The organism is Candidatus Curtissbacteria bacterium, from assembly GCA_024654445.1.
GTDB lineage: Bacteria > Patescibacteriota > Microgenomatia > Curtissbacterales > GWA2-41-24 > JANLHP01.
Window position 1 is genome coordinate 1 of record JANLHP010000026.1, and the last position, 17,812, is coordinate 17,812.

19 protein-coding genes are annotated in these 17,812 nt (G+C 41.8%); 18 read left to right on the plus strand and 1 reads right to left on the minus strand.

Annotated elements, in window-relative coordinates; all coding sequences use genetic code 11:
• Positions 1 to 157 precede the first annotated feature (157 nt).
• From serS to NUV69_04800, 5 genes are all read left to right on the plus strand, one after another.
• Positions 158 to 1,378 carry a serine--tRNA ligase gene (gene serS / locus NUV69_04780; protein ID MCR4324972.1) on the plus strand — a complete coding sequence of 407 codons (1,221 nt, stop codon included), beginning with the start codon at positions 158 to 160 and terminating at the stop codon, positions 1,376 to 1,378.
• 221 nt (positions 1,379 to 1,599) lie between these two features.
• Positions 1,600 to 1,755, plus strand: a complete 156-nt coding sequence (locus NUV69_04785) for a hypothetical protein (protein ID MCR4324973.1) — start codon at positions 1,600 to 1,602, stop codon at positions 1,753 to 1,755.
• Between the two features lies 1 nt (position 1,756).
• Positions 1,757 to 4,732 (plus strand): preprotein translocase subunit SecA, encoded by a 2,976-nt coding sequence (gene secA / locus NUV69_04790; protein ID MCR4324974.1) that lies wholly within the window; start codon positions 1,757 to 1,759, stop codon positions 4,730 to 4,732.
• A 48-nt stretch (positions 4,733 to 4,780) separates the two neighbouring features.
• Positions 4,781 to 5,455 carry a L,D-transpeptidase gene (locus tag NUV69_04795; protein ID MCR4324975.1) on the plus strand — a complete coding sequence of 225 codons (675 nt, stop codon included), beginning with the start codon at positions 4,781 to 4,783 and terminating at the stop codon, positions 5,453 to 5,455.
• Positions 5,456 to 5,542: 87 nt separating this feature from the next.
• Positions 5,543 to 6,025, plus strand: a complete 483-nt coding sequence (locus NUV69_04800; protein MCR4324976.1) for a response regulator — start codon at positions 5,543 to 5,545, stop codon at positions 6,023 to 6,025.
• 336 nt (positions 6,026 to 6,361) lie between these two features.
• Here NUV69_04800 and NUV69_04805 read toward each other — a convergent pair whose 3' ends face one another.
• Entirely contained in the window at positions 6,362 to 7,033 is a 672-nt protein-coding gene (locus NUV69_04805; GenBank protein MCR4324977.1) for a response regulator transcription factor, read from the minus strand.
• A gap of 300 nt (positions 7,034 to 7,333) precedes the next feature.
• Between NUV69_04805 and NUV69_04810 the strand changes: the two genes are divergently transcribed.
• The 13 genes from NUV69_04810 to NUV69_04870 all read left to right on the plus strand — a co-directional run bounded on the left by NUV69_04810 (position 7,334) and on the right by NUV69_04870 (position 17,556).
• Positions 7,334 to 7,528: a hypothetical protein gene (locus tag NUV69_04810; protein ID MCR4324978.1), complete on the plus strand. Its 195-nt coding sequence runs from the start codon at positions 7,334 to 7,336 to the stop codon at positions 7,526 to 7,528.
• Between the two features lie 40 nt (positions 7,529 to 7,568).
• Positions 7,569 to 8,345 carry an undecaprenyl-diphosphatase UppP gene (gene uppP / locus NUV69_04815; GenBank protein ID MCR4324979.1) on the plus strand — a complete coding sequence of 259 codons (777 nt, stop codon included), beginning with the start codon at positions 7,569 to 7,571 and terminating at the stop codon, positions 8,343 to 8,345.
• Positions 8,346 to 8,361: 16 nt separating this feature from the next.
• Complete coding sequence (prfB, locus tag NUV69_04820) at positions 8,362 to 9,441, plus strand: peptide chain release factor 2 (protein MCR4324980.1); 1,080 nt, start codon at positions 8,362 to 8,364, stop codon at positions 9,439 to 9,441.
• A 66-nt stretch (positions 9,442 to 9,507) separates the two neighbouring features.
• Positions 9,508 to 9,975 (plus strand): hypothetical protein, encoded by a 468-nt coding sequence (locus NUV69_04825; GenBank protein MCR4324981.1) that lies wholly within the window; start codon positions 9,508 to 9,510, stop codon positions 9,973 to 9,975.
• A gap of 181 nt (positions 9,976 to 10,156) precedes the next feature.
• Positions 10,157 to 10,843 carry a cell division ATP-binding protein FtsE gene (gene ftsE, locus NUV69_04830; GenBank protein MCR4324982.1) on the plus strand — a complete coding sequence of 229 codons (687 nt, stop codon included), beginning with the start codon at positions 10,157 to 10,159 and terminating at the stop codon, positions 10,841 to 10,843.
• A complete protein-coding gene (locus NUV69_04835; protein MCR4324983.1) occupies positions 10,830 to 11,702 on the plus strand; it encodes an ABC transporter permease in 873 nt (290 codons plus the stop codon). The genes ftsE and NUV69_04835 overlap by 14 nt, the downstream gene beginning before the upstream one ends.
• Positions 11,703 to 12,878 carry a hypothetical protein gene (locus NUV69_04840; GenBank protein ID MCR4324984.1) on the plus strand — a complete coding sequence of 392 codons (1,176 nt, stop codon included), beginning with the start codon at positions 11,703 to 11,705 and terminating at the stop codon, positions 12,876 to 12,878.
• A 524-nt stretch (positions 12,879 to 13,402) separates the two neighbouring features.
• Entirely contained in the window at positions 13,403 to 13,795 is a 393-nt protein-coding gene (locus NUV69_04845) for a VanZ family protein (protein MCR4324985.1), read from the plus strand.
• Entirely contained in the window at positions 13,759 to 14,709 is a 951-nt protein-coding gene (locus NUV69_04850) for an L-threonylcarbamoyladenylate synthase (GenBank protein ID MCR4324986.1), read from the plus strand. Before NUV69_04845 ends, NUV69_04850 begins: the two co-directional genes overlap by 37 nt.
• A gap of 27 nt (positions 14,710 to 14,736) precedes the next feature.
• Entirely contained in the window at positions 14,737 to 15,060 is a 324-nt protein-coding gene (gene tsaB, locus NUV69_04855; GenBank protein ID MCR4324987.1) for a tRNA (adenosine(37)-N6)-threonylcarbamoyltransferase complex dimerization subunit type 1 TsaB, read from the plus strand.
• 96 nt (positions 15,061 to 15,156) lie between these two features.
• The gene (locus NUV69_04860) at positions 15,157 to 16,071 is read left to right on the plus strand and encodes an NAD-dependent epimerase/dehydratase family protein (protein ID MCR4324988.1); all 915 of its coding nucleotides are present in this window, start codon (positions 15,157 to 15,159) and stop codon (positions 16,069 to 16,071) included.
• 160 nt (positions 16,072 to 16,231) lie between these two features.
• Positions 16,232 to 17,029 carry a fibronectin type III domain-containing protein gene (locus tag NUV69_04865; protein MCR4324989.1) on the plus strand — a complete coding sequence of 266 codons (798 nt, stop codon included), beginning with the start codon at positions 16,232 to 16,234 and terminating at the stop codon, positions 17,027 to 17,029.
• Between the two features lie 32 nt (positions 17,030 to 17,061).
• A complete protein-coding gene (locus NUV69_04870; GenBank protein MCR4324990.1) occupies positions 17,062 to 17,556 on the plus strand; it encodes a sortase in 495 nt (164 codons plus the stop codon).
• The last annotated feature ends 256 nt before the right edge of the window (positions 17,557 to 17,812 follow it).

Here is a 17,812-nt window from a genome sequence, read left to right on the forward strand (position 1 = left end):
CGACCCTGAGTGGAATCGAAGGGTCGACTTCGCTCGAATAAGCAAAAGCTTGCGGTCCTCGCCTTACAGGCTGCGGGCCTAAATATTCTTCGAGCGAACAAAGAGAGTCGAGAAGAAAAAATAGTTTTGACTATGAACCATAAACTATCAACTAATTATGCTTGATATTAAATTCATCCGCGAAAACCCAGGTCTTGTCGAAGAAGGCGCCAAACAAAAAGGCTACGTAGTTGACATAAAAAAGCTTTTAGAAGTCGACGACAAACGTCGAAAATTGATTGAGGAAGTAGACAAGCTCAGATCACAAAAAAAAGAAGCTGCGGAAAAAAGGGACGAAAGTGAAGGTTCGAAGATCAAAGGAGAACTGAAACAAAAAGAAGAACAGCTTGAAAAATTAAACGAAGAATTCTACGAACTAATTAGAAAAGTTCCAAATATACCCAAAGACGATGTTCCCGCGGGGCGTGACGAAAACGACGACGCTGTTGTAAAAGAAGTAGGAGAGAAACGAAAATTTGATTTTAAAATCAGAGACCATCTAGAGCTTGGCACATCAAACGACCTTATAGACGTCGACAGGGCAGCCAAAACATCTGGCTCCAGATTTAATTTCTTAAAAAATGAACTCGCACTTCTGGAATTTGCTCTTATAAGCTTTGCCTTCGAAACTTTAACAAAAGAAGGTTTTATTCCAATTGTGCCGCCAGTAATAATTAACAAAAAAGTCGCGGAAGGTCTAGGTTATCCTGAATACGAAACCGGTGAGGGATACAAGGTCGACGATCAATATTTAGTAGGTACGGCTGAACACTCTATTGTTCCGATGCATATGGATGAAACTCTCAGTGAAAAAGACTTGCCCAAAAGATACGTGGGTTTTTCGACTGCTTTCCGCAGGGAAGCAGGATCATACGGCAAAGATACAAGGGGAATTTTAAGGGTCCATCAGTTTGACAAAGTGGAAATGGTCTCATTCGTCAAACCCGAAGATGAGGACAAGGAACACCAATTCTTAGTATCTCTCGAAGAGAAACTTATTTCAGGCCTTGGTCTAGCGTACCGAGTAGTTAATAAATGCTCAGGGGAGCTAGGATTTCCAACAGCGAGGAAATACGATATCGAAACATGGATGCCGGCGCAAGAAAAATACAGAGAAACACATTCAGCATCGACTAACTCAGATTTTCAATCAAGAAGGTTAAACATCAAGTATCAAAGCGTAGGCCAAAAAGAATACGTTTATATTTTGAACGCAACAGCCTTCGCGATCGGTAGAACCCTTATTGCGATTATGGAAAATTACCAGCAAAAAGACGGGTCCATAGAAGTTCCAAAAGTCCTCCAAAAATACACCAATTTCACAAAAATTCCAGCCTAAGAATCTATTCGGAGTGAGCGAGAACCACGGACTTTAAGCCATGAGAATCTTATAGTCTCGCGAAACGAGAATCAAAATACCACGCCCTTTAGGACGTGTGTAGTTTATTGACAGGGAAGCTCGTTTAGATTTACTGTTAAGTTAGAAAGCCTCCCGTCTGCTCTCGGAGGCTTTCCTTTGGAAATCCCCAAAAAACTGAAATTAAGATATAATATCTGGGCATGAAATCATACCTGCCCGAAGATGACGATGCTCCAATTAGAAAGCGCAATCGCGTAAAAAGACTTGCTCCCAAACAACACAAAATTGTTCACGAATCTGGTAGGTCAACAAAAACTTTGTGGCAGCAAATTATAGAAAGGTCAGAGAAAAAGTAATATGCTTGGAATTTTAAATAAATTTTTAGACAGCAACGAAAAGCAAATCAAAAAACTTCAGCCTCAAGTAGATGATATTAACAGCTTGGAGAAGAAGTTTGAAAAGCTGACGGATGAAAAACTTCTAGCAAAAACCGCGGAGTTCAAGCTAAGGCACGAACGCGGAGAATCGTTAGATGACCTTTTACCAGAAGCTTACGCGACTGTCAGAGAATCCGCCAAAAGAACCCTCAACCTAAGACACTACGACGTTCAGCTTATAGCAGGCATCGCTCTTCATATGGGAATGATTGCGGAACAGCGAACTGGTGAAGGAAAAACTCTTACTGCAACCCTACCTCTTTATTTAAACTCTCTTGCGGGGAAAAATGTCCAGCTGGCGACCGTCAATGATTATTTGGCGAGAATTGGTGTCGGTTGGATGGGCCCAATCTACAGCGCTCTTGGAGTAAGCGTCGGCGTTGTCATGCAAGACGCCGCTCACGTTTATGACCCTAAACACGAAGCCAAAAATCAGCTCGACTGGCGTCTTCGCCACCTAAAACCAGTCAGCAAAAAAGAAGCGTACCAGGCGGATATCACTTATGGAACCAATAACGAATTCGGTTTTGACTATCTTCGCGACAACATGGTCTGGAACTTAGACGACATGGCTCAACGAGGGCAAAACTACGTAATCGTCGACGAAGCAGACTCTATTCTTATCGACGAAGCAAGAACTCCACTCATCATTTCCGCGCCCAGCGCTCAGGCAACAGACAAATATTCTCAGTTCTCAAAACTGGTAGAAGAACTTTCGGCAGAAACAGACTACGTCATTGACGAAAAACTAAAAACCGCAAATCTAACCGAGCATGGCATCACCAAGGTAGAAAAGAGGCTCGGAGTTACCAACTTATACGAAAAAGATTTCAGCGCCATTCATCATATTCAACAGGCTCTTCGGGCAAAAACTCTCTTTTTTATAGATCGCGACTACGTTGTCAAGGATAATCAAATTGTTATCGTCGATGAATTTACTGGAAGACTTATGCCAGGTAGGCGCTGGTCGGAGGGGTTGCATCAGGCAATAGAAGCCAAGGAAGGAGTTGGGGTTCAGCAAGAATCTCAAACTCTAGCCACAATTTCCTTTCAGAATTTTTTCCGTCTATATGACAAATTAGCAGGAATGACCGGAACTGCAGTCACAGAAGCCGAAGAATTCCATAAAATTTATAGCGTTGAAGCGCTCGTCGTTCCGACAAACAAGCCGATGGTAAGAAAAGACGAATCGGACGTCGTTTACAAAACAGCGAAGGCAAAATTTACCGCAATCGCAAACGAAGTAGGCAAGCGACACGAAGAAAACCAGCCGGTTTTAATCGGAACGACTTCGATCGAAAAAAATGAATTTTTGGCGTCACTCCTTAAGAAGAAAAAAATCCCCCACCAGCTCCTTAACGCTAAAAATCACCAAAGGGAAGCAGAAATAATCGCAGAAGCCGGCAAAATTGGATCCGTTACTCTTGCGACTAATATTGCGGGTCGCGGGGTCGATATTATTTTGGGAGGAACTCCTCCAACCGACAAACATGGTCGTCCGACAACAAAGGGAAGGGAATACGAAAAGTGGAAAAAGAACCACGAGGAAGTTAAATCAATTGGCGGTCTCCACGTAATCGGTACAGAAAGGCACGAGTCCAGACGAATCGACAATCAGCTTAGAGGAAGGGCAGGCAGGCAAGGGGATCCGGGCTCAACTAAATTTTATGTCGCTCTGGAAGACGATATTATGCGCCTTTTTGGAGGGGACCAAATTGCCAGAATCATGACTGCATTTAAGCTCCCCGAAGACACCCCAATTGAGCACTCAATGGTTGCAAAAGCAATAGAAAACGCTCAGGTGAAAGTCGAAACCCACAACTTCGACATCAGAAAACATTTAGTTGAATACGATGACGTCGCCAACAAGCAAAGAGAAATAATTTACAGCTCGAGAAGAGAGATCCTGGAAGCAACAAAGGGGAAGGATGAGTCTTCTAAAGTTAAAGACGAATTACTTTCAAAAGTCGAAAGGGAAATTGAAAATCTTGTTCTAATGTACGCTCCGGAAGGAGTTTCGATTACTGAACACGATCAAATTGCAAAAGAATTTTCTACAATCATTCCTTTTGACCAAGCATCCCAGCAAAAACTTGTCGAAGATAGCAAAAAAATAACTGACAGCGAAAACCTGATTAAATTCTATAACGACGTCGCGACCAAAGTTTACAAAGACAGGGAAAAATCACTTGCCCCCGAAGTGGTAAGGGATATCGAGAAATTTGTAAATCTTTCTGTTATAGATACTCTTTGGACAGAACACTTGGACACCCTCGATGATTTAAGGGAAGGAATTGGTCTTCGGGCTGCAGGTCAACGTGACCCTCTTGTTGAGTACAAACAGGAAGCGTTTTCGCTTTTTGAAAAATTGATTTCGTCAATAGATTACGAAATCGTAAGGAGAATATTTAAAGTTCAAGTAAGGCAACAGCCGGAAATCGAAAGAATAGAAGAAAGGGGAGTCGAAGTTCACCCCCAGGCTTCACTCGTAGGAGATGTCAATCAACAACCAGCAATTAACAATAGGCAGAGCCCTGCGGTCCTCGCTAACGCTGCGGGCCTACAACAATCGTCAGATAAAGACCCCTTAGCAATGACAGACGAAGAGCTGGAAGCTGAAATAGAGAAACTCGAAGGACAACAGACGTCTGAAAATACTACAACTGACGATCGCGACCCAAACGAAATGTCAGATACCGAACTCGAATCTGAAATTGCACGCCTCGAAGCAATCGAAAACCAAAGCTCAAGGTCTCTCCTTAAGTCCTCGAAAGGTGAGACCTTGAATACGCCATTGAAAGTCACAAAAATAGGTCGCAACGATCCTTGTCCATGCGGTAGTGGGCTAAAGTGGAAAAAATGTGGCCTAATAAACGCTCCTCAACACAAGGGCTAACTTCTAAAGACCATTGCATTTAAAATCAAATAATCAGATACTGAAGTTGTGAAGCCTTTTTCTGCCCGAGGATTCGTGCACCCTTCAGTCATCCTCGCGATCGTCATCTTGCTCCTTGCCGTAGTTTTAACCCCTGCCAAAAAATACGTATATCTTGCTTACTCCCATGCCGCGTTCAAAATAGGCATTGATACAAATAATATTGCCAGCGAGAAATACGTCAGCTGGATTAAATCCCAAAACCAAGCTCAGCCAAATGGTCAAGCAATTTTCTTAAACAGATCAGTAGAAGCAACAAAAGTCACACAAAACCCCCGAACAAATAACCAAGCAATTCTGGGAACCCAGGCAGACGATAGCAAATGGATCGAAGTAGACCTTTCGGAACAAGCACTTTACATGATGGAAAACGGAAACGTCAAAGGAAGATTTCTTGTCTCTACGGGCAAATGGTATCCTACGCCAAGAGGCCAATGGCGAATCTGGACCAAGTTAACATCGACCCGGATGGCTGGAGGCTCAAAAGTCCTGGGTACTTATTACAACCTCCCAAACGTACCATACACAATGTACTACGACCGCGGATATGGTATTCACGGCGCATATTGGCACAATAATTTTGGAAACCCAATGAGTCACGGCTGCGTCAACATGAAGCCGGAAGAAGCGGCAATTGTCTTTAATTGGGCACAAGTTGGGACCAGGGTAATAGTAAGAACCTGACAAAACACCTCTCTTAATTTTTAGCCCAATTCGTGATACTATCCTAAATACTCAAATTTAGTTAAGAGGTCAACGAAAAGCACAATCGTGAAGAGCACGCTCGACAAAGCTTCAGAAACCCTGAAACAGCAGCTAAAAAGAAAAAGGGTAAAACTTCCTTTGAAAGAAGCGCACCAACCACCTCTCTTAAAAGGGATAACTATGGCGTCAAAGCCTAAAAAGATTTTAGTAATTGATGACGATTCAGCCATACTCGAGGCGACGCGGATAATCCTCGAAGACAAAGGATATGTTATTTCAACTTTAAACAGCGGTGAATTGATACATAAAGTGATTAAAAAAGAGAAACCAAACCTAATAATTATAGACGTATGGTTACCAGGCGAAGACGGAGACAAAATTACCCAGAAACTCAAAAGCAAAGACGGGACTAAAAAGATTCCAGTAGTTCTAATGTCTGCAAATCAAGACGTCAAAAAGATTGCAAAAGAAAACAAAGCAGAAGGATTTCTTAGTAAACCCTTTGAGATTGATGACCTCTTAAGCCTCGTAGAAAAGCATCTTAAGTAAAAAGAGTCTATTACAAACTTCTTACTGCTTTTTTGTTCATTTTCTAACTTCAGTCGTTACTATTTGCAGTATGAATAACATAACCATTCGACTGTCTGTTCCCCAAACTAGATCCGAAAGTAGTTTAGTCGCAGTGCCCAAAGTATTTCAAAGAGCCAAACTTGTGATGAGTGAATTTGTAAAAAGATCGATAGCCTATCAAATATATTTGGTCTTCAAAGCACCAGTTTTCTAATCTCAAGGTCAGAAGCCCAAAAGGACGAGGACCACAAAGACCGTCTTAATCTTTATAGGCCCACAGTTCTTCTTTTGAAGAACGAGGACGCAAAAGATTTCCTAATCTTTTATCATGTAGCCGAATCCCCGCACAGACTGAAGAAGCTTCTTTTTATTTCCTGCGTCTATCTTGTCTCTTAAATAACCGATATATACGTCAACAGCCCTCGAATCTATATCTGGGGAATAGAGCCAAACCCTATTTAAAATCATCTCCCGTGGAAGTATCCGACCTTTATTTGCCATTAAATATTCAAGTAGCTTGAATTCTTTTGGAGTAAGCTTAATGAGCTTGCTGCCTCTTTTAACTTGAAATGTCTTGCGATCGAGTTCCAGATCGCCCACTTTAAGTTTGAAGGAAGCATTATTAGTGCTTCTCAACCTTGCCTTGATTCGGGCAACAAGCTCGTCACCCTCAAATGGTTTACTCAAGTAATCATCCGCTCCCAGCTCCAACCCATGGACCTTATCCTCCACGCTGCCTTTTGCAGTCAAAATTATTATTGGAACCTCGGGGTGTTTCTTTTTAACTTCTCGACAGACACTCTCGCCGTCAATGTCAGGGAGGCCTAAATCAAGAACAATTAAATCGGGAGTTGACTTCTCTACATTTTTAAGAGCAGAGCCTCCGTCTGAAGCGGTTTCGACTACAAACTCGCTTTCAGCCAAAATCTCGCTAATAAAGTCCTGAATGTCTTGATTGTCTTCGACAACAAGAATCTTGTTCATCATGGTGCAGGAAATTATACACACAAGGTGCCCTCCGTCTCAAGTCCCAGGTGGAATGAATTATTACAGAATTATTACGCATTTTTTGTCAATATTTCATTCGAAAAAAATATCATTAACTCATACAAAGGAGGCAAATAAAAAAGGAATGGCTCGAAGAGGCAAAAAAAAGAAAAGCAGTTAAATTTAGGAACTTCAGATTCCTAAGGCAGAAACTTACACCTACTACAGACAGATAGACTAAAAAACTATCTGTTTGTAGTAGAAACACAAAATTTGTGTTTTGTAAAAAGGGGGTGAAAAATGGCTACACAAGTGCACGAAGTACACAAGTTTGATCACGGTCATGACAATGGCAGCGCGGGCGTCATACTTGCAATCATCGGTCTACTTTTAATCGTTTTTATGTTCTTTTACTTTGAACTACCGGCCTTGAGAAGTGCGGGTCCATCTGTGCAGGTTCCTGGACAAGTAGACGTTAACGTACAAGGCCAGTAGGCCTTTGATTTGAAAGACAAGATCTGTCATCATTGATTTTGTGAATTATTTGATTGCAGTACTTGCCGGGGCCCTTCAAGGATTAACAGAATTCCTGCCCATATCTTCTACCGGGCATTTAATTATTTTCGAAAATCTTTTTAACATTTCTCAAGATAAATTTGGGCTTACGTTCGACGCATCTCTTCATTTGGGTACGCTTCTTGCAGTAGCCATATTTTTTTATAAGGATTACATCACCCTTCTTAAAACCAGAAACACCATGGTTTTGAAACTCGCCCTGGGCACCATACCTGCTGTAATTGCCGGCCTTCTTTTTGAAAACTACATCGAAACTTATGCAAGAAGTCTTCAAGTTGTAGGTATCTCTTTGATAATTTTTAGCATAGTATTTGTCTTGGCGGAAAAATTTTCGTCTCAAAAAAAATCTTGGAATAAAACAACTTTTCTAGACTCTCTTGTAATCGGAATCTTTCAATCGCTCGCGCTGATTCCGGGAGTATCAAGATCTGGAGCAACTATTTCTGCCGGGCTTTTTGTGGGTCTTAAAAGAGAAGAGGCTGCCAAATTTGCGTTTATGCTCTCCGGTCCAATAATCGCAGGAGCCGGACTTATGAAATTCTTTAAAGCAACGTCAGATTTTGGCGTTAATTCATCTGAATTCGCCTTCTTCATGGCTGGGATGACGTCGGCAGCCATTTTTGGATATTTGACGATAAAATATTTCCTAAAATACCTGGCGACAAATACCCTGTATCCGTTTGTCTATTACCGGGTAATTCTTGGTTTAATTCTCCTCATATTCGCTAGAGCTTAGTATATAATTCACCATGATGGACAAAAGAGAAAGAGTCGCGGAACTCAAAAAGCGTTTCCTTGATATCAAAAGCGGCTTCAACCTGGAAAAAAGACAAGCCGAACTGCAGGAACTTGAGGCAGAAAGCGCAAAAGATAATTTCTGGCAGGATCAAGAAAATGCCCAAAAGGTAATGAAAAGAATTGCAGACGTAAGTAGCGATATCGAAACTTATAATTCATTAGAAGAGGAGATAGACGATACTGAAGGCATGGTTAATCTTGATGACGAAAAATTATCAAAAGAGCTTGACGCAGAAATAAAGCGACTTGAAGAAAAAATTGATAATCTCGAGACAAAAATGTTCCTTTCAGGAGAATTCGACGAAAATTACGCGATTCTTTCGATTCACGCAGGCCAGGGTGGCACCGAAGCGATGGACTGGGTGGCAATGCTTTCAAGAATGTACGAAAAGTATTTTCAAAAAAAAGGCTGGAAAAATGAAGTTATAGATGAAATACCTGGAGAAGAGGCAGGATTTAAAACAGTAAGTTTTAACATTGAACAGGATTACGCTTACGGTCTCCTGAAGGCAGAAGCTGGAGTACACAGACTCGTAAGGCAGTCGCCATTCAACGCTGCAAGCTTGCGTCAAACTTCTTTCGCGCTCGTTGAAGTAATACCCCAGGTAGACGAAGATGTCGACATTGAAATCAAACCTGAAGACATCGAATTTGAGTCGTATAGATCTGGTGGCCATGGGGGTCAAAACGTTAACAAGGTATCAACAGCCGTCAGACTCAGGCACAAACCTACAGGCATCGTGGTGACTTGTCAAACACAAAGATATCAGGCTCAAAACAGGGAAAATGCGCTCAAACTTCTTAAAGCTAAATTATGGGCTAAGCAAAACCAGGAAAGATTGGAAGAAAAAGAAAAACTGAAAGGCGCGCATATTATGCCTGGTTGGGGCAATCAAATAAGGTCGTATGTTCTCCACCCTTATAAAATGGTTAAAGATTTAAGGACAAACCACGAAACGAGTAACGCGCAAGCTGTTTTAGATGGCGATTTAGACGAATTCCTGAAAAGTGAGTTAAGCTTAGGATCCGCGTAACGCGTGATTTTGAAATCACGCCTTGCCCTCAAAAAATCCTGCTGATATAATTACACGAAAAGAACAATGGATCCCAAATCGCCTGTCCAACCACAACCGGATACTACCACGCCTCTAAGAACTGTCCCCGAAAAGTCGATGTTAAGTAAAATTCTACCGATAATTATCATAGTTTTAATTGTCGCAGCCGGTACTGCAACCGGACTAGTGCTTTCTTCAGTTAATAAAGGTAAAGACCGTGCTGCTACCTCGCTTAAAGAGGATGAGTTATCACCAGAGGCAAGGGAGTCATTTGCCCAAACCTTCAAAGACGAAGCAGAAGGAACAGTCGAGAAAAACGATGAACTCGACAAGTACGCCCAGGGAACGCATAAGCTGATTAGACCTGGAGGAGAAAGCCAGACAGCTTATTTAACGTCCTCGGTCCTTGATCTCGATGAATACGTCGGGAAGAAGGTCAAGGTTTTTGGAGAAACCTTCGGTTCTTCTCAAGTAGGTTGGTTAATGGACGTAGGTAAAGTAGAAGTCCAATAAAATTAAAGTTGAATCTTGCTTTGCAAGTTCAAATTTTAGGCCCGCAGTTCTGCGAATGCAGAACGAGGATCGCAGACCGTAAGGTCTATCCAAATAGGGAAAGAGGAATATTAAGGAGAAAACCTGTCTGCCGACAGGCAGGCAGTAGTAGGTTGTCTCCTTAAAGTAACATCTGCCTTTCATGATACAGTTCGAATCCGTCACCAAAAAATACCCCAACGGCCAAATCGCCTTGGAAGATATTAATCTCAAGATCGAAGACGCCGAATTTGTCTTCATAGTCGGCCCCTCCGGTGCTGGCAAATCCTCACTTTTAAAATTGATAACAAGAGAAGAAGTACCTACTGAGGGCAAAATCCTTTTCAACGGTGAAGACATTCTCAGGCTTCCACCCAGCAAGATTCCAATTTTAAGAAGGAAAATAGGCACAGTTTTTCAGGATTTCAAACTTCTTTTAAACAGAACCGTCTTTGAAAACGTCGCGGTTCCTCTTGAAGTGCTTTCACAAAAAGAAAGCGTAATCGAAAAAGAAGTATCCGAGGTATTAGAAAAAGTCGGACTTCTTGAAAAAGCAAACAGTTTTCCGGTTCAGCTTTCTGGCGGGGAAGTGCAAAGAACATCAATTGCCAGAAGTATAATTGCAAAACCCGAAGTACTTCTAGCAGACGAGCCTACGGGAGACTTGGACCCCAAAACAGCAATGGAAATTGTCGAACTTATGGAAAAAATAAACGAAAGCGACAAAACAACAATCATTATGGCAACACATAACGACGCGATTGTTAACCATTTCAAAAAGAGAGTCATTTATCTTAAAGTGGGTAAAATAGAAAAAGATGTAGAAAAAGGAAAATATGACGCAGACTAAAAAAACCCTAAAGCTTTTAAGAAGAAGCCCATATCAGGCACTCGCTGCAACACTCGCCATGTCCCTGACCTTTTTTGTCTCATCGATATTTGTGATTCTCATTCTGGGCGGGCAACTTGTCTTAAATTTCATAGAACAAAGGCCCCAAGTGATCGCTTTCTTTAAAGACGACGCCACCGAAACCCAAATTGAAGAAACAATAAATACAATTGAAAACACAGGTCTTTCCAAAGAAATAAAATATATTACTAAAGAAGAAGCGCTCGCGATCTACCGAGAACGCAACAAGGACGAGCCACTTCTACTTGAATCAGTTACAGCTGACTTTCTCCCTGCGTCAATTGACGTTTCTGTTAATCGAGCTCAAGACATCGACGAAGTAACCAGAGTCTTAAAGGAAAGAAGCGAAGTCGAGCGCGTAATAACACCTGAAAATTTAGTCGAGCAACTAGTTAAGTGGACTAAAACAATAAGGCTTGGCGGAATCATTTTTGTCACGAGCCTTCTTAGCATTTCCTTCCTTATTATAATAATGGTAATTGGAATGCGAATAGCACTCCGGCGAGAGGAAATATCCATTATGAGTTTAGTCGGTGCAACGCGGTGGTACATTGCAAAACCATTCTTTATAGAAGGGGCTCTGTATGGATTCATTGGTGCAAGCATCGCCACACTTTTTGTCTACGCGATATTGCTTTTTTACTCGCCCAGCATTCAAAATTTCCTTGGCCCGATTCAAGTTTTTCCGATCTCTCCCCTCTTTTTTCTTTATCTATGGTTAGGGGAAGCGCTTCTTGCCGCATCAGTCGGTATAATAGGCGCAGCCATTGCCCTTTATAGATATCTCAAAATTAGATAGATGAAAAGTCTGATAGTTACGTTAGTTACGGTTCTCGTCCTATTTTTCACCCTTACAAGTACCACTTACGCTGCATCATTAGAAGAATGCGATAAAGAAGATATACCATCCGATAAGGTAGGAGAATGTATCGAAATTCTCTCAGAAAAAGTTGCCGATCTTGGAAATCAAAAGAAAACTCTTGCCGCGCAAATTTCTCAGTTTGACAGTCAAATTCAACTAACCCAACTAAGAATTTCAGAGGCAGAAAAAGCCATCGAACAATTGGAAAAAGAAATTGGCGTATTGGGTTTTAGGATTGAATACATTACAGATTCGGTCGACAATTTGGAGACCCTATTAAAGCAAAGGATAGTAGCGACATATCAGCAAAGCTTCGTATCTAACTTCGAAATAATCTTGAGCTCATCAGGATTTTCAGAACTCATATTAAGAACGCAATACCTAAAGCAAGTTCAGGAGGCCGATAAAAAATTACTCGCAAATCTGCTGTCAACTAAGTCAAACTATGCAAACCAAAAAGACGAAAGAGTTGAAAAACAAGCAGCAATAGAAGAAAACAAACAAAAACTTCTAGGTCTCAAAACAAATCTCGACCAGCAGAAAGCTGAAAAACAGGTATTTCTGAGGCAAACACAAAACGATGAATCCAGGTATCAACAGCTGTTGGCGCAGGCACAGGCCGAGCTTGCAATTGCTTTCGGAGGAGGAACAGAAACTTTTATAAGGGATGTAAAAACCGGAGATGCTATCGGAACGATTATCAATGGCAAATCCGGTTGTTCTACTGGAAGACACCTCCATTTTGAAGTTCATCAAAATGGATCAATTAAAGATCCTAATGACTATTTATCTTCTACTTCTTATGATTATCCTTATGGAGAAGGTGATTCCGGAAGTATTAATCCTCGTGGTTCATTTCCATGGCCGATTTCGAGTCCGATTCATATTACCCAGGGGTATGGAATGACGCCTTACGCAAATTCCGGAAGTTATAATGGCAATCCCCATTTTGGTATAGATATGTATACTGAATCCTTAACTGTTAAAGCCGTAAAAGACGGAAAACTCTATGGAGGGTCTTACTCCGGGTGTAGCTATGGCCCATTGATATATGCAAAGATAAAGCACGATAACGGCCTCGATACCTTGTACCTTCACATGATCCCAAACTAAAATTACCTCGAGCTTCCCATTGACAAAATTTACTAAGAGCGATATTTTAGGACAGTCATGTTTTGGGCACCCTAATTGTGCCTGCCCTCTTAACTCTCCTCATACCGAGCACTGTACACGCAACCCCCGCCTCAAACTCTCAAATTACGCCAGCTCAAGTAAATTTCCCCAAAATTCCTTCACCCACCCGCTAAGTGTTTCTTCAAAACCTCAAGGAGCAACTACAATCGAACCGGAAGAGCCAGAAGAGGTTTTAGCTGAAGCTACACAAAGCGCCCCGCAAACAGTCGAAACAACACCTACCCCCTCACAACAAGTGTCATTCTCGCGAAAGCGAGAATCTGATCCTCAATCAAGTCTTCGACTTCGCTCAGACCGTTGTTGACCGTGAGCTTCGTCGAACGGTTGAGGATGACAGCTAAATTGCTTTGATGGGATAAGTGCCCAAGCCTAGGCTTGCGATACCATAGTCTGACCTGATAACCTTAAGGAATCTGGAGCTGCCCGAGGCAGAATTTACATTGTTGCAAAAACTCCTAAATTCCTTTTTAAAAACCAGATCGCCTATAGACAGATGGCTACCTGTTTTTATCTGGGCAGCAGTTATATTCACCTTTTCTTCATTGCCTCAAACAAGTGTAAGCGGGTTTTACTTAACTGACTTTATAATTAAGAAGACTGCGCACATTAGCGAATACGCTATTCTGTACGCGCTTACCTTCAGAGCATCCGGAGGCAAACTGGTCGGGTCCTATTTACTTGTCATGCTCTACGCAATTTCTGACGAAATTCACCAATCCTTTGTTCCTGGCAGGACTCCTAAAGTCTACGACGTTGTTGGATTTGATTTAACTGGTGCAAATATTGCAGCATACTCACTATGGAAATTAAAACAAATTCACAAAAAGAAACATTAGAACTAGGACAAAAGTTTGCAAAGAGTTTGATCCCGGGTGACGTTGTTGCTATTTCCGGAGAACTTGGAGCAGGTAAAACCATTTTTGTAAAAGGCATCGCGCTTGGTCTCGGAATTAAAAAAAGAATAGTTTCTCCAACTTTTACCATTGTAAGAACATACAAATTAAAATCGGCATATTTGCATCACATAGACCTTTATAGAGGAAACAGTATCGAAGACTTTGAAACACTCGGCCTTCCTGAAATTTTTGCAAATGACGCAATAGTTGTCATCGAATGGGCTCAAAGAATAAAAAAACACTTACCCAAAAAAAGAAAAGAAATTAAAATTCAAAAAACCGGTAAAAACTCTCGCAAGATTTTAATTGACGCGCAGCCAAACATTAAAGTCGCTGCAAAAATTATTAACAGTGGGGGAATACTAATATTTCCGACAGACACTGTTTACGGAATTGGGGCAAAATTTGATGACAAAGATGCCGTTGATAAAATACACAATATAAAGGGAACGCCCGACACTCAGCCCTTTCCGGTTCTCGTAGAAAGCCTAAATCAGGCACAAAAGATTGCACAAATTAACAACACCGCGCACGAACTTATAAAAAAGCATTGGCCAGGAGGCTTAACAATTGTCACAAAGCCTAAAGACGGTAAGAGTAAAATCGGCCTTAGGCAACCAAACCACGAAGAGCTCCTCGCAATTATTAGGCAAGCGAAAACGCCAATTATAGGAACTTCGGCAAACTTTCATGGAAATAAAACATCAGCCAGTTTTCAAGATCTAGATTCTAACCTTGTAGCACTTGCAAACTACCTATATATAGGTAGTTGCAAAAAGGGAATAGAGTCAACAGTTGTAGATACGACAGTCACACCGCCGAAAATTTTAAGACAGGGAGCAGTCTCACTCTAATACTCTAGAGTATTAGAGTGAATCGGAATGATCTTAAAAATAGATACAACAAAAACAGAAAAAATAAAAGTCGAGCTCCACAGCGAAGGCAAGACCTTAGATAAAATTACCAAAACCCAAAAATTAGGCTCCCAAGTACTTCTGCCGATGATTATCAAAATACTGAAGAGGAACAAGATGACATTTAAGGACCTTAAAGGAATAGAAGTAAATCCCGGCCCGGGATCATTCACCGGAACCAGAATTGGATCAACAGTTGCAAATGTTTTAGGATTCGCGCTCGATTTACCGGTAAACGGAAAAAAGGGTAAAATTGTTATACCAAAGTATGAAAAGAGTAAATTTGATTAGCCACCCTTTTGTCATCCTGAGCGGAGCGAAGGATCTGTCGTGTTCGAGATTGTTTATCTTAAACTCATCGAACTCTAAAATGACATCTTTACCAGCATGAAAATTCTAGTCACCGGCGGTGCCGGATTCATCGGATCACATGTTACACGAATGCTACTTGATCAAGGTCACGAGGTTGTCGTACTCGACAGTCTGGTTCACGGGTACAAAGACAACGTAGACCAAAGAGCAAAGTTAGTTGTCGGAGACATTTCCGATCCCGAAAAGGCAAAGGAATCACTAGACGGAGTAGATGCGGTAATTCACATGGCAGGGTTAATTGTTGTCCCGGAATCTGTAAAAGACCCGGTTTTATACGCACAAAGTAATGTCGTAGGATCAGTTAGCTTCCTTAATTCCATGAATGAAGTCGGGGTGAAAAAGATCATATTTTCCTCCAGCGCGTGCGTTTACGGATCACCGGACGAATTACCAATAAAAGAAGATGCTCCCCTTAGACCGGACAACCCATACGGCGCAACAAAGGCATCAATAGAAGCCTTTCTACAGGCATTTCACGCAAGTTATGGTATAGATGCGACAATCCTTCGTTACTTCAATCCATATGGGCCCGGGAAGTTTTACCCACCAATTACGCATGCAATACCAAATTTCATAATGGCAACCTTGGAAAAGCGCCCCATCCCTCTTTATTGGAAAGGGGAGCAAGTAAGAGACTTCATATATATAGAGGATCTTGCTCAAGCGCACATCGACGTTTTAAAGCTTGCTGGATTCAATGTCTTTAATTTGGGCATGGAGAACGGTGTAAAAGTGAAAGAAGTCGCCGACTTAATTTTTGATATCCTGGGTTATGAAGTTCCAATTGACGACCTCGGTGAACGACCAGGAGACGTAGAAGCAAATTACGCGTCAAGCGAAAAGTTGCACAAAGCAGTCGGCTGGAAGGCCAAGGTATCTCTCCGTGAAGGTCTGGAAAAAACGATAGAATATTACAAGAACCACAAGTGATCCCCACCGCTTGACAAACTTATAATAAATACTATAAAATCTGCAAACTAAATCGTACTACTAACTAAGTAGTACATCTTCTGCCACAACCAAAATGAAAGGAAGAATTTTCAAATTCTCCTTGCCCATTCTCGCAGGTTTATTCCTGTTAGGTTCTCTTGTGAACTCTCAAGTACAAGCTGAATACGAAATACAAACATTCAATTTCCCGAATTGTGAAGGATTAATTGGCACACCAGGCGACGTCGCTCATTACGAAACTGGTCTACACCAAATAGTAGGCGGTCCGCTTCTTGAGGGAAGCGACGACGTTTATTCCTTAGATGGCGGCAATTTTGTTCAATGTTTTTGTCCCCCAACAGGCGCGATTGGAATTCAAACAAATTGGCTCAGAACTGAAGAACCGATTGCAGGCTGGTTCTTTGAATTTGGACAACAGTGGAACTTAGGCGATTATTACTACGCGGCTCAAAATGTTGACTTCAACTGTCAACCAGCACAAGGTGGCGGTGAGTCAACACCGTCAGCTCAAGGCGGAGGAAATGTTACGACTCCACAATGCCCACCAAGTACAGTCCAACAAGTCGACCAAGTATGGCTCAGCGACGTTAAACCCCATGAAGTAACAGTTCACTGGGCAAATAAAGGCGACGCTCACTCTTTCCATATTGCCTACGGACCAACACCGAACCACCTTATTTGGGGCGTCGAGGTTAATGACTCAAACGCAAACAGCTACACCTTGAAAGATCTCCCAAATAGCGATATTTCGGTTAGCGTAATTGCAAAAGCAAGCCAAGATTGTGGCGGACCTGCATCAGCCGTTGTAGGACAACCACAAGTACTCGGTGCAACAGGCACAGCTGAAAATTCACTTACATTTGGGCTCTCTTCCATGCTGATCGCCCTAGGTATATGGCAAACACAAAAATCTCTCGCCAAAAAAGCAAGAGTCTAAACCCCCAATTACGCAGTTTTTCATTAGGAATATTGCTCATAACACTTGGAGCCTTGGTACTTTTGTGGAAAAGTTTGCCAGCTTTGCACATTCCAGCAACTCAAGTACAACAAGAAGAAGCAAATGCCCAAATCAATCAGCCTCTTAAAATTTACGTCCCTAAAATTTCTAAGGTTCTAAACATTACTGACGGGTATGTGATTGACAACCGCTGGACAATTTCCGAAAACGGAGTCTCCTTCTACACAAACTCAGCATCCCCAGGTGGGAGTGGTAATACTGTAATATACGGCCACAATCGCCGCGATATTCTGGGCAATTTAGAAAAAGTAAAAACTGGAGATAGTGTTTATATCGTGCAGGCGAGCGGAAATTTTATTAAATACGAAATCACAGAAACCAAAAAGGTAGAACCTCAACAAGTTGAAATACTCAATCAATCAGTCGAGCCAAAGCTAACAATTTACACCTGCAGCGGATACTTAGACCAAGCTAGATTTGTTGTCATAGCAACCCCTGTGTCCTGACAAACGCCCCCTTTCTTTAGGCCCGCAGTCTTCTTTTTCGAGTCTGCGAAGAAAAATAAGCCCTCTTACAATTCTCTTACGACTTTTAAACCCGCCCCTCACCCTTTTCGGCTAACATATCGAGGCAGAGATCACAAGCATGATTATGTACTCTAGATCGCCAAATCCCCAGGAGGTACAGTCCCCTATTCATATTGAAGCCTCCGCCGACCCTTTTTTCGAAAAGACTAAGGATGAATTTAGCCCAAACGAATTA